The sequence below is a fragment of the Candidatus Methylomirabilota bacterium genome (assembly GCA_027293415.1).
GTDB lineage: Bacteria > Methylomirabilota > Methylomirabilia > Methylomirabilales > CSP1-5 > CSP1-5.
Genome location: JAPUFX010000053.1, coordinates 34,198 through 49,030, shown reverse-complemented (window position 1 = coordinate 49,030; position 14,833 = coordinate 34,198). Strand labels below are relative to the sequence as shown.

Genomic DNA, 14,833 nt, shown 5'->3' with positions numbered 1-14,833 from the left:
GCACCCCCTCTCCGTAAGGGTGCCGACTTATGCGCCCGCCTAGGGAATCTCCAAAACCGCCGCCCCACGGAGCTGGGCCGCCTTGAGCCGCTGCAGGGCTCGGTTTGCGTCCCGAAGCGGAAAAATCTCCACTTCCGTCCGGACCGGCACCTCGGCCGCGAGCCGCAAGAGATCTTCAGCGTCCTGGCGAGTGAAGTTGGTCACGCTGCGAATGGTGCGCTCGTGGTAAAGCTGTGCGTAGTCCAGTGCGGGGATCGGACTTAAATGGATGGCGTTGATGGCAAGGGTACCCCCTTTGCGCAAGGCGCGTAAGACCTCCGGCACCAGGGTCCCGACCGGGGCAAAAAGGATGGCGCTATCGAGTGAATGGGGTGGAGTTTCCTCAGCCCTCCCCGCCCAGCTGGCCCCGAGGTCCCGGGCGAGTCGCTGATGGGCCTCCCCCCGAGTAAAGACCAGCACATCGCAGCCCCAGTGGCGAGCAATCTGGATGACGATATGGGCCGAGGCTCCAAATCCGTAGAGGCCCACGCGCCCGCCTGGCCTGATCTCGCTCAGCCGCAATGAACGAAAGCCAATGATGCCAGCACAGAGGAGGGGCGCGGCCTCCAGGTTCGAAAAGGTGTCCGGAATCGGGAAGGCAAAAACCTCATCCACAACCGCGTATTGGGCGTAGCCTCCGTCGGTTTGGTAGCCGGTGAAGCGTGCCGCTTCGCAGAGATTCTCCCGGCCCCCTTGGCAATACTGACACCGACGACAGGTCCAATTCAGCCAGGCGATTCCAAGTCGATCACCCAGATGAAACCGGCGTGCGCCGGGCCCGACCGCCTCCACACTTCCTACGATCTGGTGCCCTGGAATGACCGGTGCCTTCGCCGGCGGAAGGTCTCCCTCCACAACGTGAAGGTCCGTCCGACAGACGCCACAGTGAGTCACTCGCAGACGGACTTGCCCAGCCCCAAGTTCAGGCACTGGCACCTCCGCAGCCCGAAGCGGCTCGGACGCCGCCGATGCCGGATGATCCAAAAGCATTGCCTTCATGGCTTGAGCAGCGTCTGACACGGGCACCTTTCACGTGGGGGTTTTGCGAGACGTCACATGCATCGGCGGAGGCAACTACCCTGCGCCGTTGAGAGGGGCGCAAGACGAATCCTTACAGGGGAATCCGATGTTGTCGGCAGTAGTTGGCGAGCATCATGATGGCCTGATTCAAGCGCTGCATGCGGAGGTTTTTCTTTCGGATAGCGTCGGCGTCGCCTGGCGGAGGCACCTCTGCCCGTGCATCGCGGAGGACCTGCTGGAGATTGTTGTTGATGATCTTCACGTCGGCAGGCGTGTACCTCTTCAGGGCCCCAGGGGTGAGAGAGTGAAAGCCGTCTCCAATTTCCCGAGCCATGAACAATGGATTACCAGTGATGGCCACAGACGTCTCCTTCTCTCAATAGGTGACCTGCATGAGACATAAGCCGCGGGCAGGTGCCGTCTTACCGGCGAGTTGCCGGTCTTTAGACTGCAGGATTTCTCGAAACGCACCAGGGGCCAGCCTGCCTCTGCCGACATCAAGGAGCGTCCCCACCACGATCCGAATCATGTGTTTCAGGAAGCCGTCTCCCGTGATCACAAACTCGAGTCGGTTCCCCTCGGTAAAAAAGCAGGCGTGGTAGACTCGGCGGACCCGATTGGGAGAGTCGCCGTCGGCCGCACGGAAAGCGGAGAAGTCATGCTCGCCAAGGAGGTAAGCGGCGGCCTCCGCCATCGAGGCCAGCTCCAACGGGTCGGGAACATGGAGGAGCCAATGCCGGTCGAGGGCCGAGGGGTGAGAGGCGTTCAAGATGGCGTACCGATAGGTCTTCTGTTCGGCCGACCGACGGGCATCAAAGCCTTCAGGAGCTGTCTCGACGCTTCGCACCACGATATCGGGCGGGAGCAGGCTGTTGAAAGCCAGCTGCCATCTGTCGGGGGCGAGTTCCTTTCCCGTCCGGAAGTTCGCCACCTGCCCCTGTGCATGGACACCTGCATCGGTCCGGCCCGCCCCGGTGATGTGCACCTCTTCGCCCGATATGCGTTTTGCCGTATCCTGCAAGATACCCTGAATGGTCGGCAATCCGGGTTGGACCTGCCAGCCATGATAGGCAGTCCCGTCGTATTCTATGGTCAGCTTGAGGTTGTGCACGAGCCGTCACCCTGCTTCGTCACCCCCAGGATCAGCTCGGCGATCTGGATGGCGTTGAGCGCTGCCCCCTTCCGGAGCTGGTCCCCCACAACCCAGAAGTTCAGGCCCGTCTCGCTTGACAGGTCTTCCCGCACGCGGCCCACATAACACTCGTCCTTCCCTACCACCATGAGGGGTGTGGGGTACTGACCTTTCGGCGGGTCGTCGCAGAGGTGAAGTCCCGGGAACTTCGTAAACAGATCCCGCGCCTCCCCTACCGTCACCTTCCGCTCAGTCTCCGCGGTCACTGAGACCGAGTGCGCATACCAGACTGGAACCCGGACGGTGGTAGCAGTAATTTTTATCGTCATGTCCCCGAGGAGCTTTCGGGTCTCATGGACCAGTTTCATCTCTTCCCTACTGTAGCCACTCTGTTCAAAGACATCCACCTGAGGAATGAGGTTAAACGCAATCGGATGCGGGAAGACCCTGGCCTCTGCCTGCTCCCCCTTCGCCCACGCCAGGACCTGCTGTTTCAGCTCCTCAATGGCCTGCGTCCCGGCCCCTGAGACCGCTTGATAGCTCGAGGCAATGACACGCTTCACCTTTGCGGCGTCATGGAGTGGCTTCAGGGCCATGACGGTGACGGTCGTGGTACAGTTGGGGTTGGCGATAAGACCCTTGTGCTGGAAGGCTGCTTCGGGATTCACTTCCGGGATGACCAGGGGGACTTCCGGGTCCATCCGGAAGGCAGAACTGTTGTCGACCACTAACGCCCCCGCCCTCACCCCTGCCGGGGCGAAGGCCTGGCTTCGGCTGGCGCCCGCAGAGAAGAGGGCCAATTCAACTCCTTGAAAGGCGCGCTCTGTCAGCCTTTCGATTTTCACTTCCTCGCCGCGGAATGTGAGGACCTTCCCCTCCGAACGCTCGGACGCCAAGAGTCGCAGGCTCCGCACCGGAAAGTCCCGCTCCTCCAAGATCGAGAGCATAGTCTGCCCGACTGCTCCCGTTGCTCCCGCAATTGCTACCCTGTATCCGGTCCCCGCCATGTCTGCCTCATTTCATCGTAGTTCACAGTTCACGGTTCTCAGTTCACACGAAAGACACGTCTTGATGCATAGACCTCTTTTTACTTTCCGGGAACCATGAACCAGGTCAGTCCGTGAACTCTGAACCCTGAACCACCTTAGTACCCGATCATGTAAGGAAGGCTTTTGGCAACTCGCTCAATCTCCTCTCCCGCCTCAAGGAGAACCAGCGTGGCGTTCCAGGTCCCCGTCAAGAGTTGATTGCGGTGGGCGTCTGGGATCATCGCGGGGATGACCCGCTCTCCGGCACGCACCTGTCGGTTCTCGACGTCCAGGATGATCTCCCGCTCCGGATGTTGCGCCACGGTCCCCATCAACCATTCCAGATCCTCCCTACCCACCCCGAGACAGGGGATGCCGAGGGCGGTGCAATTCCCGATAAAAATCTCCGCGAAAGCCTGGCCGACGATCCCCTGGATTCCCCAACGCCGCAGCGCCTCCGGGGCATGCTCCCGCGATGAGCCGCAGCCGAAGTTATGGCCGACCAGCAGGACCGTAGCTCCGCCGTACCGGGATTGGTTGAAGGGGTGGTCGGGTGCCTGGAGGCGATCATCCTCGAAGACGTGCTCCTCGAGTCCCTCGAATGTCACGCTTTTCAGGAACCGGGCAGGAAGGATCCGGTCGGTGTCGATGTCGTTGCCGGGAAGGGGGATACCTCGGCCCACGATCTGCTGCCGAACAGCAACCTGGCTCATTTCAGTAGCTCCCTCACATCGGCGACCTCCCCCGCGATCGCCGCCGCGACCACCATAGCCGGGCTCATAAGCAGCGTCCGCCCCGTCGGGCTCCCCTGGCGCCCCTTGAAGTTCCGGTTGCTCGAGGAGGCACAGATCTGCCGGCCTTTCAGCTTATCCTCGTTCATACCCAGGCACAGGGAACAGCCGGCCTTGCGCCACTCGAATCCTGCATCAAGGAAGATCTGGTGGAGTCCCTCGTCCTCGGCTGCCTTGGCTACGGCCTGAGAACCCGGCACCACCAGGGCGCGTACCCCCTTTGCCACCTTCCGTCCACGGGCGACGGCAGCGGCGGTCCGCAGGTCGGAGAGCCGCGCGTTGGTGCAAGAGCCAATGAAGGCCACATCGATGGGGATACCCATCATTGGCCGCCCGGGCTCGAAGGACATAAAAGCCAAGGCCTCGGTCCAGGAAGCCTGGTCCGACTCGGGCGCGTCGGCCGGATGAGGGATGCGCTTATTCACCCCTACGGATTGACCCGGATTGATCCCCCACGTGACCATGGGTTGGATTGATTCGGCGTCTAGGCAGACCATGTCATCGAAGGGTGCGCCTGGGTCTGTTGCCATACTCTTCCACCACGCCACCGCACGGTCATACGCCTCGCCCTGCGGCGCGAAGGGGCGGCCCTTGAGGTATGCGAACGTCGCTTCGTCGGGGTTCACGTAGCCTACCCGAGCACCAGCCTCACTGCTCATGTTGCAGATGGTAAGGCGCTCCTCCAATGACATCGCCTCGACTGCCGACCCGGAATACTCGTAGGCATAGCCCACCCCCCCCTTGACGCCGAGCCGCTGGATAATCGTAAGGATCACGTCCTTGGCGTACACGCCGCGCGCGAGCTGACCGTCCACTCGGATCTGTCGCAGTTTAGGCTTGGCAATCGCCAGGCACTGCGTTGCGAGAACATCCCGTACCTGACTCGTGCCAATGCCGAAGGCCAGAGCCCCGAGGGCCCCGTGGGTGGAGGTGTGGCTATCGCCACAGGCAATGATTATTCCGGGTTGAGTCAGACCCAGTTCCGGCCCGATAACATGGACGATGCCCTGCCGGCCGCTGTCCAGATCGAAGAGCGGAATACCGTAGTCCTGACAGCTCCTGACGAGGTGGACGGTCATATCCTCGGCCAGGACATCGTTGAAAGGGCGCAGTTGGGAGGCGGTGGGAACAATGTGATCAATCGTGGCAAAGGTCCTTTCCGGAAAACGGACCTTGAAGCCCGCCTCCCGTATCATTTGGAAGGCCTGCGGGCTCGTTACCTCGTGGATAAGGTGTAGGCCGACGAAGAGCTGCGTGTGACCCGAAGGCATCGTCCGGACCGTGTGGGCCTGCCAGACTTTTTCGAGCAGCGTATCAGCCATGGTTGCTACTCTTGTCCCAGATTGTAGCGCCCTAGCTCGGATTATTCACATAGAAGTAAAGAATCTGCCCTTCGGGCTTCGACTCCGCCCCGCGTTTGCGGAGCGTCGCTCAGGGCTAGCCTTGAGGAGGCCGCGGGAGCGGCCTGTCGAAACCTGCCGGTGCGGCCGAGCCCGCACCTGCAGGCGCATTATTCACGAAGACACTCCGTTCGTGAATAATGCGGGCTAGCTACTCCTGTGGATTCGCGGGACCTACTCGAGCCCTGGCTTTGGGCAGGAGCCGTGCTCCAAGAGTTGACCGGCGCGATTACCCTTTGGTTCGTCAACAGCCAGTAAGGCCCACTTCAGACACCCTCTGTCACCTCTTTCTGGGGAGGCGTCTTCCGCCCCACCGCCCGGTTGATGGCGTTCAGATACGCCTTCGCACTGGCCTCGATGACATCGGTGGAGGTTCCTCGGCCGATGACGGTCCGTCCGTCGACCTCGATGGAGACCACCACCTCCCCCAAGGCATCCTTGCCCGAAGTCACGGCTCGGATGCCATAGTCCTTCAACGAAGGGTGAAGCCCGGTGACCTGGTCGATAGCCTTAAAGGTCGCATCTACCGGGCCATCCCCCCACCCTGACTCCTGATGGATCTCATCCTCTTTTCGTAAGCGGACCGTGGCCGTAGGGATCATATTGGTTCCACTGGCGAACTGCAGATGTTCCAGGGTATAGACGTCGGGAAGGTTCAGCACTTGTTCCTCGACGATGGCCAACAAATCGTCGTCGAAGACCTCCTTCTTCTTGTCGCAGAGCTCCTTAAATCGCTGAAACGCCTTTGACAGATCCTCCTCACCGAGATCCACGCCCAGATCCTGGAGCCGCTTGCTCAAGGCGTGCCGTCCCGAGTGCTTGCCAAGAACCAGACGGCTCTGGGGCACCCCCACCGACTCTGGCGTCATGATCTCGTAGGTCAACGCGTGAGACAGCATCCCGTGTTGATGGATTCCCGCTTCGTGGGCAAAGGCGTTGGCGCCGACAATGGCCTTATTGGGTTGGACCGGAATGCCGGTGATGGTGGTGAGGAGCTTCGAGGCCTTGTAGATCTCGTTGGTCTGGACTCCTGTCTCCGCATCCAGGATATCCCGTCGAGTTCTGATCCCCATGACGGTCTCTTCCAGGGAGGCGTTTCCGGCCCGCTCCCCGATGCCGTTGATGGTGCACTCGATCTGCCGGGCTCCTTGCCTGACCCCTTCCAGGGAATTGGCGACGGCCAAGCCGAGGTCGTCATGGCAGTGGACACTCACGATCACGCGGTCGATTTGGGGGACGTGATTCATGAGATGGCGAATCCGCTCACCATACTCCCACGGAATGGTATATCCCACCGTATCCGGGATATTGATGGTCGTGGCCCCCGCCTTGATCGCTGCCTCCACTACCCGGCAGAGGAAGTCCAGATCGGTCCGACAGGCATCCTCACAGGAAAACTCCACGTCATCCGTATAGCCCCGCGCCCGCTTGACAGCCCGGACCGCCGATTCGAGCACCTTCTCCCGACTCATCTTGAGCTTGTATCGCATGTGGATGTCGGAGGTAGCGATGAAGGTGTGGATCCGCGGACGCTCCGCGTACTGGAGCGCCTCCCAGGCCCGATCGATGTCCTGGTCTCGGGTCCGGCAGAGTCCCGCAATGGCAATCCCGTCCCGGATATTCTGAGAAACCACCCTGACGGCCTCAAAATCATCCGGGGAAGCGATCGGGAACCCCGCCTCGATAATATCAACCCGGAGCCGGGCGAGCTGTCGAGCGAGCTCCAGCTTCTCACGAGTATTCATGCTGTATCCAGGCGACTGCTCTCCGTCGCGCAATGTGGTATCAAAGATCAGAATCCGCGTCGCCATGCTGTTTCTCCTCTCCATGCCTGCACGACATCATCATTGGGGCATACGAAACCTGAGGATTCATGCCATCTGTTCGTCGCGATTGGTGCTGTCACGCCGGGGGAACCCTCCCTCAGGGGGACCGGGGCTCCCCCGGCGTAAGCTCGAGCTCTTCACCCAAGTCAACCGGGACCCGCTTGCGCCAGAGGGGAAGGTACCTGAAGAAACCAGAGAGGGCATACAGGAAGAAAAAGCCAAAGAGCAGGAGCCGCGGTTCCGAGGCGATAACGAGCATGGCCAGGATCACGCTGATGAGGATCGTGAAGGGATGCCGCCGGGAAATGTCGATCTCTTTCAGAGAGCGGTACCTGACCTTGCTGACCATGAGAAAGGCAGTCACCGTCACCAACACGACCATCAGTGCCGAGGTCACCTCCGGCGAAAGCACTTGGTACTCCAACACGACCAGGGAGGGAGATTCTCCCAGAAAGAGGACGCTGGAGACCACGATCCCTGCCGCTGCGGGGACCGGAAGGCCAACGAAGTAGCGTGTGTCGAGCTTCTTGGTCTGGATGTTGAAGCGGGCCAGCCGGAGCGCTCCACAGGCCGCAAAGAGAAAAGCCGCCAGCCAGCCGATTCGCCCAAAGGGCTGCATGGCAAAGACATAAGCCAGCATGCCGGGGGCGACCCCGAAGGAGACCAGATCGGCCAACGAATCCAACTCCATTCCGAAATCGCTGGTCGCCTTTGCGAACCGCGCGACCGCCCCATCCAGAAAATCCACCACGAGGGCAATGATAATGGCCAGCACTGCTTTGGAAAGATCGTCTTTATAGATCGCGATGATCGCGTAGAATCCGCAAAAGAGATTCCCGATAGTCAAAATGCTGGGCAGGATGTACACCCCGCGGCGAACCTCTCGACTCATGAGACCACCCCGATGACGCTCTCGCCGCCCCTCACCTGATCCCCGATCTGCACCCTCGGACCCACACCTTCAGGCAAAAGCAGATCCACCCGAGATCCAAAGCGAATCATACCAATACGCTCGCCTGCCCGAACTTCTTGCCCGGGTTGAACCCATGTGACGATCTGCCGGGCCAAGATCCCAGCCACCTGCCGAACGAATATGTCTCTTGGGCCCCCTTTGAGGTGGATCAAGGTCTGGGCGTTTCTCCGGGAGGCTTCTTCCTTCCATGCGACCCGAAAGGTCCCCGCACTTGGAAGCACCGCCTCGATCCGGCCGGCGCACGGGGCACGGTTGATGTGGACATCGAAAAGGGAGAGGAAAATGCTGACCTCCGTCCCCCTCCGCCCGTCCATCGAAGGGCCAATCCGGACGACCCGTCCATCGGCCGGAGCCAGGATCGCCCCGACCTCCGCAGGTGGAAACCGCTCTGGATCCCGGAAGAAAAAACCGACCGCTGCTGCGAGCAGGACCAGGAACAGGCTTCCTACCGTGATGCCCGTTATCCAAAGGAGGAAAGCACCTCCCAGAAGGGGCACGATAAATGGCCACCCCTCCGAGGCTACCGGAAACTTGTTCCTCCGTCGGTCGGCTGTCAAAGGCGATGATTCCTGAAGTTTCTTGTATGCCACTCGCCCTCCCGTATTTCAAGCATCAGGATCCCTTCCCTCCGTCCTCACCCAACAGCTGGCGCACGAGTTCCGGGACCTGACCTAGGGCATGATCGAGCCTCGACGGATCCTTCCCTCCGGCCTCGGCCAAGTCGGCCCGACCGCCCCCCTCTCCTCCCGTCATCCGGGCCATCTCTCGCACCAGCTTTCCAGCATGGACTCGCGGCACGATGTCTGGTGTGATCCCGGCGACCCAAGCCACCCTGTTATCCGCGAGGGTCCCGAGAACCACCACTCCCGAACCAAGCTTTGTCCGGACTCGGTCTACGAGTTCTCGAAGCCCCTTCTGGTCGAAATGTTCCACGCGCCCCCGGACGACCCGAAGCCCTTCGACGGCTTCAACCTTTTTGAGCAACCCCTCTACAACGGTGGCTGCAACCCGGCTTCGAAGTCGCTGGATTTCCCGCTCCAGCTCTCCGCCCCGCTGGGTTAGCCTATCCACTTTCTCCGGAAGCTCGAGCGGCCGCGCCTTCAGCGCATCAGCCGATTCCTGAAGGGCAGCTTCCTCCCTCAGGAGGTAGTCGTAGGCTCCCGGACCGGTATTGGCCTCAATACGCCGGATACCCGCAGCGACCCCCCCTTCGCTGGCGATCTTGAAAAGGCCAATCTCGCCAATGGCCTGGACATGCGTTCCCCCGCAGAGTTCAAGCCCGAATCCGGGTACCGTCACGGTCCGAACTCGGTCTGCATATTTATCGGCAAAAAAGGCCTTGGCCCCTCGGGCTAGCGCTTCCTCGTACGGGACCCCGTCCTCGATCATCACTGGGAGGTTCCGCCACAGCTGCTCGTTCACCATCCGTTCGATGCGGGCAAGCTCCGCAGCCGTCGTTGGTCCATAGTGGCGAAAGTCGAACCGAAGACGGTCGGGAGCCACCAAAGACCCCTCCTGTCGGACATGATCCCCCAGAACTCGATGAAGGGCTTCATGAACCAGGTGGGTTGCAGTGTGGTTCTTTAGAACCAGCGCCCGCCGTTCCGCATCAATGGCTGCGCGTAACCGGTCTCCTTTCCGAATCGACCCGCGTGCGATCAGGACCCGGTGGACCGTCAACCCAGGAAGGGGCCGTTGAACATCCAGAACATCGGCCACGCCCCGTGAGCCCTGCAGGGTCCCGACATCTGCTACCTGCCCCCCCGCCTCGGCATAAAAGGGGGTACGGTCCAGGATGATCGCTGCTTCCTCCCCTTCTTGGACTGCTTCGGCACTCTGCCCCGCCTTCACGATGGCGGTTACCTCGGCCTCAACCTCGGTCTGGTCATACCCGACGAAGGGAGTCGAGCGGGAGGTCGCCAGCTCCTGCAAGACGGGCGAGACTTCAGTCCCTTTGAACATGGCCACAGCACTGGCCTTTGCTATTTCTCGGTGACGTTGCATGATTGCTTCAAAATTCGCCCGATCGAGCGTAAGTCTCTGTTCCTGGGCAAGTTCCTCCATGAGATCGAGTGGCAGTCCATACGTGTCATACAACTTGAATAATTTGTCCGCTGGGATCTGAGCGTCGGACTGCTTCGCTTGTGCGATTTCCTCTTCCAGTCGCGGGATGGCCATGCGCAGGGTGTGGCCAAAGCGTTCTTCTTCGGCAAGCGTCTCGCGTGCCACGCGGTCTCGACTCGCCTGAAGCTCCGGGTACTGTTCCTTCATATGATCAACCACACGCCCCGTCATCTGCGCCAGGAACGGTCCCTCAAGACCTAAGAGCTTCCCGTGCCGCAGGGCCCGTCGGACAATGCGCCTCAGGACGTACCCCCGCCCCTCGTTGCTGGGTAACACCCCATCACTCACCAGGAATGTGGCCGCCCGAGCATGATCGGCAATAACCCGCATGGAGACATCGTCTCGCTCCCTAGCGCCGTACGCCCGCCCGCTAAGCTCCTCCACGGCGGTGACAAGCGGACGCAAGAGATCGGTGTCGAAATTGCTGTGTACGCCCTGGACGACGGCCGTGATTCGCTCCAGGCCTGCCCCGGTATCGATACTCGGCTTCGGCAAGGGGGTCAGGGTCCCACTGGCATCTCGGTTAAACTGCATGAAGACCAGGTTCCACAGCTCCAGGTACCGATCGCAGTCACACTCGATGTCGCAGGTCGGGCGACCGCACCCCACTTCCGGTCCCTGATCGATGACGATCTCTGAGCACGGTCCGCAGGGACCTGTGTCGCCCATGGCCCAGAAGTTGTCCTTCTCACCGAGGCGGACAATCCGGTCCGCGGGAAGGCCGGCTAGCTTCTGCCACAACTCACACGCTTCATCGTCCTCCTTGTAAATCGTCGCCCACAGCCGTTCAGGGGGGAGACCGAGATCTACCGTCATCCACTCCCAGGCATACGCGATAGCCTCTTCCTTGAAGTAGTCGCCAAAGGAGAAATTGCCGAGCATTTCAAAGAAGGTGTGGTGCCGTGCCGTCCTCCCGACGTTTTCCAGATCATTATGTTTCCCGCCGGCCCGGACGCACTTCTGGCACGAGGCAGCCCGGTTGTAGCCCCGCTGGTCCAGGCCGAGGAAGCAATCCTTGAACTGGACCATTCCAGCATTCGTAAAGAGAAGCGTGGGATCCTCCCTCGGAACCAAGGACGAGCTCGGAACAATGGCATGCCCCCGCGAGGCGAAGTAGTCAAGGAAGGATTGTCGAACCTCCGGTCCACTCAGTTTTCGCATCACTGGTCCCTGATAGCCAAAAACAAACAGAGATTTATATGGTAGGGAATCATGCCCGTAATGTCAAGGAAATGCACAGATTTCAACACGGGAGGTGATCAACCTTCAAGGAAATTCCACGGAGAGGCAGCGAAGTCCAGATGCGGGAAGTGGTATGCCGGCCTGGCGGGTGACGGGGGTTTACCCAGTCAGGCGCTCAATCCCAGAAACCTTGCTCTTATCTTCCTCCGAGGCCTTCAATACCTCGTCCCAGGCTGGCTCGATCCCCCGGACTCTGAGAGCAAAGTCGTCCGGGTTGGACGCCCAGAGAAGGGCCTCTTCATAGCTCACGAGACTGCGCCGGTACAGTGTCATGAGGGATTGATCAAAGGTCTGCATGCCATACTGACTATGGCCGGCGGCAATGAAGTCAGGAATCTTGCGGGTCTTGTCCGAATCGATGATACATTCCCGAATGGTATGCGTCACCACCAAGACCTCGGCGGCCGGGACCCGTCCCCGTCCATCGGCGCGTGGGATCAGTCGTAACGAGATGATGCCCTTGAGGAGAGAGGCCAATTGGAGGCGTATCTGCCGCTGCTGATACGGTGGAAAGACGGAGATGATCCGGTTGATCGTCTCTGCGGCGTCCACCGTATGCAGAGTGCTCAAAACCAAATGACCGGTTTCAGACGCCAGGAGGGCCGTAGAAACCGTCTCGTAATCCCGCATCTCTCCCACCAGAATGACGTCGGGATCCTGCCGAAGCGCACTCCGAAGCGCCTCGGCAAAGGAATCAGTGTCGGTTCCCACCTCTCGTTGGCTGACCAGGCATTCTTTATCCCGAATGAGGTACTCGATCGGATCCTCGATGGTGATGATATGTGCTGTCCGGTGTGTGTTCATATGCTCGACCATAGACGCCAGACAGGTGGTCTTCCCGCTTCCGGTTGTGCCGGTGACCAGGAGCAATCCCCTGGTCTCCAAAGAGAGCTTCTCCACCACGGGGGGAAGGTTCAGCTCCTGGATAGTCATGATTTTCATCGGAATGACGCGCATGACCATCCCGACGGTGGAGCGTTGCTGGAAGATGTTGACACGAAAGCGGCCGAGGCCGGCCACGCTGTACGCCATGTCGATCTCGCGCTTCTCCTTGAACCGGTCCCTTTGGCTTTCGTTCATGACGGAGAAGATCATCTTGATCGCGTCTTCCTGACTGATCTTCCCCATCTCGGTGAGAGGGATGAGCCTATGGTCGACCCGAATGACCGGTGGGCCTCCCACCTTGATATGCAGGTCTGAGGCCTTCCGCTCAACGGCAATTTTTGCGAGATCTCGAAGATCCATGGCACCCCCAACGTTTTTCGTTCCACGCTGGGATTATGCATTTCTTGTGCCGGATCTTAAGACCCTCCCCGTGAGATATCACTGTCCTTCCCGGACACCCCGGGTTTGGCTAGTTTCCTCAGATTTCTGGGCGCCGTCCAACCCCAGCAGTGCCCGCAGCTTGCCGTGAATCTCGTCTGCGATGGGGGGATTTTCCACCAAGAACCGCTTCGCGTTCTCCCGCCCCTGACCGATCCTGTCTCCGCCGTACGAGTACCAGGCACCACTCTTTTCAATCACTTTGTGGGCCACCCCGAGGTCCACGAGGCTTGACATGCGGGAGATGCCTTCCCCAAAGATCATGTCAAATTCCGCATCGCGGAAGGGAGGGGCGACCTTGTTTTTCACCACCCGCACCCGCACCCGTACTCCAAGCACCCTGTCTCCCTCTTTGATGTTTGCAATCTTGCGGATATCCAGGCGGATAGAGGCGTAAAATTTGAGGGCCCGGCCACCTGTGGTGGTCTCGGGATTGCCGAACATGACGCCGATCTTCTCCCGGATCTGATTAATGAAGACAACAGTCGTTCTCGATTTCGAAATCGCCGCCGTCAGCTTCCGCAGGGCCTGGGACATGAGGCGGGCCTGAAGCCCCATGGTCGGGTCCCCCATCTCCCCCTCGATCTCGGCCCGGGGCACCAAGGCGGCGACCGAGTCGATGACCACCACATCGACCGCACCGCTTCGGACTAACACCTCGGTAATGTCTAAGGCTTGCTCGCCCGTGTCCGGCTGGGAAATGAGGAGATCATCGATGTTGACTCCCAGCGCCATAGCATACTTGGGGTCCATCGCGTGTTCAGCATCGACAAAGGCAGCCCCCCCCTTACCCCGCTGGGCCTCAGCAATGATGTGGAGCGCCAGCGTCGTCTTGCCCGAGGACTCCGGACCGAAAATCTCAATCACCCGTCCCCGGGGCACACCACCGATTCCTAATGCGTAATCCAGTTCGAGTGACCCTGTCGGAATGGCAGCAATCGGCTCCAAGGCCCCTGCCCTCCCGAGGCGCATGACCGCTCCCTTCCCGTAAAGCTTCTCGATCTGAGCGATGGCCAAATCGAGTGCCCGTTCCCGTTCACGTGTTTCACTCATGTGCCCCCCCCCGTCCTGAAACGTCCTTCGACGACCTTTCCCATGCTCTTTGGCCGGAACCTATGCCATTTCCCTCCTTGTGTCAACAGCCTTGCACCTGCCTTACGTTCCCGAGTGGATCGGAAGAAAAGGAGGGAAAGATTTCTCAAGCGGGCCGACCAGGAAGCCGCATAGCGTACGGTGGTTTAGCGGGCCAGGTGCGGAAGGAATCCATCGTAGGCCCAACATACCATTGCCCCGAAGGAGCTATTAAGGCCAGAGGTTGGTCTTTCTCCGAAGCATTTAGGATCCGAGCTTTTTCTCTAATTCCTTGAGCTTTTCCTTGAGGGAATCGAGCTCCGCCTTCAAGCTCGCTGATGGTGTTTCCTCGGTGGCCGGCTCCCGCGGGAGTATTATGTCTCCGAGCCCCCCCATCTTTGCCCACTGCCGGATCCCTTTTTCCGCATCGCGCTGCATGGAGAGCATGGCATCCTGCGTGGAAGAGAGGTACTGTCGGAAAAAATCCTGGTACATCTCTCCATGTTTGATGAGCTGATGCAGGAAGGATACGGGGAGCAGGTTACGTCGCTTTTCCTCCTCGAGGAGGATCTGGACGAGCGTAATGTTCGTGAGATCTTCCTGTGTTTCGGCATCAACGATCTTGACTTGGCCCCCATGGCGGATTAACTCGCCGATCTCCTCCAGCGTGATGTACCGACTCCGATTGAGATCGTAGAGCTTACGATTACTGTACTTTTTAATGAGGGTCTGCTCTTCCGCCACCTCTCCTCCACCCTGCGACATGAGCGTTTCTTCGTCCCGTTCTGAAGCATATCAGAGGGGTCTAGAGGTGTCAAAGCGCAAATGCCACTGTGCGTCAAGGAGGATGCGGCTGCTCAAACG

Annotated in this window: 13 protein-coding genes; all 13 read right to left on the bottom strand. The window is 60.0% G+C overall.

The window, feature by feature from the left end:
* Positions 1-39: 39 nt before the first annotated feature.
* The 13 genes from O6929_03885 to O6929_03825 all read right to left on the bottom strand — a co-directional run bounded on the left by O6929_03885 (position 40) and on the right by O6929_03825 (position 14,713).
* Positions 40-1,038: a zinc-dependent alcohol dehydrogenase family protein gene (locus O6929_03885; protein ID MCZ6479537.1), complete on the bottom strand. Its 999-nt coding sequence runs from the start codon at positions 1,036-1,038 to the stop codon at positions 40-42.
* Between the two features lie 112 nt (positions 1,039-1,150).
* On the bottom strand, positions 1,151-1,420 hold the full coding sequence (locus tag O6929_03880) for a hypothetical protein (GenBank protein ID MCZ6479536.1): 270 nt from the start codon (positions 1,418-1,420) through the stop codon (positions 1,151-1,153).
* A 15-nt stretch (positions 1,421-1,435) separates the two neighbouring features.
* Entirely contained in the window at positions 1,436-2,170 is a 735-nt protein-coding gene (gene truA, locus O6929_03875) for a tRNA pseudouridine(38-40) synthase TruA (protein MCZ6479535.1), read from the bottom strand.
* Positions 2,152-3,198 (bottom strand): aspartate-semialdehyde dehydrogenase, encoded by a 1,047-nt coding sequence (locus O6929_03870; protein MCZ6479534.1) that lies wholly within the window; start codon positions 3,196-3,198, stop codon positions 2,152-2,154. Before O6929_03870 ends, truA begins: the two co-directional genes overlap by 19 nt.
* 137 nt (positions 3,199-3,335) lie before the next feature.
* Positions 3,336-3,932, bottom strand: coding sequence for a 3-isopropylmalate dehydratase small subunit (locus O6929_03865; protein MCZ6479533.1), 597 nt, complete (start codon positions 3,930-3,932; stop codon positions 3,336-3,338).
* Complete coding sequence (gene leuC / locus O6929_03860; GenBank protein MCZ6479532.1) at positions 3,929-5,332, bottom strand: 3-isopropylmalate dehydratase large subunit; 1,404 nt, start codon at positions 5,330-5,332, stop codon at positions 3,929-3,931. Before leuC ends, O6929_03865 begins: the two co-directional genes overlap by 4 nt.
* Before the next feature lie 344 nt (positions 5,333-5,676).
* Positions 5,677-7,221, bottom strand: a complete 1,545-nt coding sequence (locus O6929_03855; protein ID MCZ6479531.1) for a 2-isopropylmalate synthase — start codon at positions 7,219-7,221, stop codon at positions 5,677-5,679.
* A gap of 112 nt (positions 7,222-7,333) precedes the next feature.
* A complete protein-coding gene (pssA, locus tag O6929_03850) occupies positions 7,334-8,128 on the bottom strand; it encodes a CDP-diacylglycerol--serine O-phosphatidyltransferase (GenBank protein MCZ6479530.1) in 795 nt (264 codons plus the stop codon).
* Positions 8,125-8,799, bottom strand: coding sequence for a phosphatidylserine decarboxylase (locus O6929_03845; protein ID MCZ6479529.1), 675 nt, complete (start codon positions 8,797-8,799; stop codon positions 8,125-8,127). The genes pssA and O6929_03845 overlap by 4 nt, the downstream gene beginning before the upstream one ends.
* A 22-nt stretch (positions 8,800-8,821) precedes the next feature.
* On the bottom strand, positions 8,822-11,494 hold the full coding sequence (alaS, locus tag O6929_03840) for an alanine--tRNA ligase (GenBank protein ID MCZ6479528.1): 2,673 nt from the start codon (positions 11,492-11,494) through the stop codon (positions 8,822-8,824).
* 180 nt (positions 11,495-11,674) lie between these two features.
* Complete coding sequence (locus tag O6929_03835; GenBank protein MCZ6479527.1) at positions 11,675-12,820, bottom strand: PilT/PilU family type 4a pilus ATPase; 1,146 nt, start codon at positions 12,818-12,820, stop codon at positions 11,675-11,677.
* 78 nt (positions 12,821-12,898) lie between these two features.
* Entirely contained in the window at positions 12,899-13,951 is a 1,053-nt protein-coding gene (recA, locus tag O6929_03830) for a recombinase RecA (protein ID MCZ6479526.1), read from the bottom strand.
* Positions 13,952-14,233: 282 nt separating this feature from the next.
* The gene (locus O6929_03825; GenBank protein ID MCZ6479525.1) at positions 14,234-14,713 is read right to left on the bottom strand and encodes a polyhydroxyalkanoate synthesis regulator DNA-binding domain-containing protein; all 480 of its coding nucleotides are present in this window, start codon (positions 14,711-14,713) and stop codon (positions 14,234-14,236) included.
* Between the last annotated feature and the right edge of the window lie 120 nt (positions 14,714-14,833).

Excerpts from the sequence above, each read along its gene's own strand:
- O6929_03885 (MCZ6479537.1), bottom strand. The coding sequence starts at position 1,038 with ATGAAGGCAATGCTTTTGGATCATCCGGCATCGGCGGCGTCCGAGCCG.
- O6929_03870 (MCZ6479534.1), bottom strand. The coding sequence starts at position 3,198 with ATGGCGGGGACCGGATACAGGGTAGCAATTGCGGGAGCAACGGGAGCA.
- O6929_03865 (MCZ6479533.1), bottom strand. The coding sequence starts at position 3,932 with ATGAGCCAGGTTGCTGTTCGGCAGCAGATCGTGGGCCGAGGTATCCCC.
- leuC (MCZ6479532.1), bottom strand. The coding sequence starts at position 5,332 with ATGGCTGATACGCTGCTCGAAAAAGTCTGGCAGGCCCACACGGTCCGG.
- O6929_03855 (MCZ6479531.1), bottom strand. The coding sequence starts at position 7,221 with ATGGCGACGCGGATTCTGATCTTTGATACCACATTGCGCGACGGAGAG.
- pssA (MCZ6479530.1), bottom strand. The coding sequence starts at position 8,128 with ATGAGTCGAGAGGTTCGCCGCGGGGTGTACATCCTGCCCAGCATTTTG.
- alaS (MCZ6479528.1), bottom strand. The coding sequence starts at position 11,494 with ATGCGAAAACTGAGTGGACCGGAGGTTCGACAATCCTTCCTTGACTAC.
- O6929_03835 (MCZ6479527.1), bottom strand. The coding sequence starts at position 12,820 with ATGGATCTTCGAGATCTCGCAAAAATTGCCGTTGAGCGGAAGGCCTCA.
- recA (MCZ6479526.1), bottom strand. The coding sequence starts at position 13,951 with ATGAGTGAAACACGTGAACGGGAACGGGCACTCGATTTGGCCATCGCT.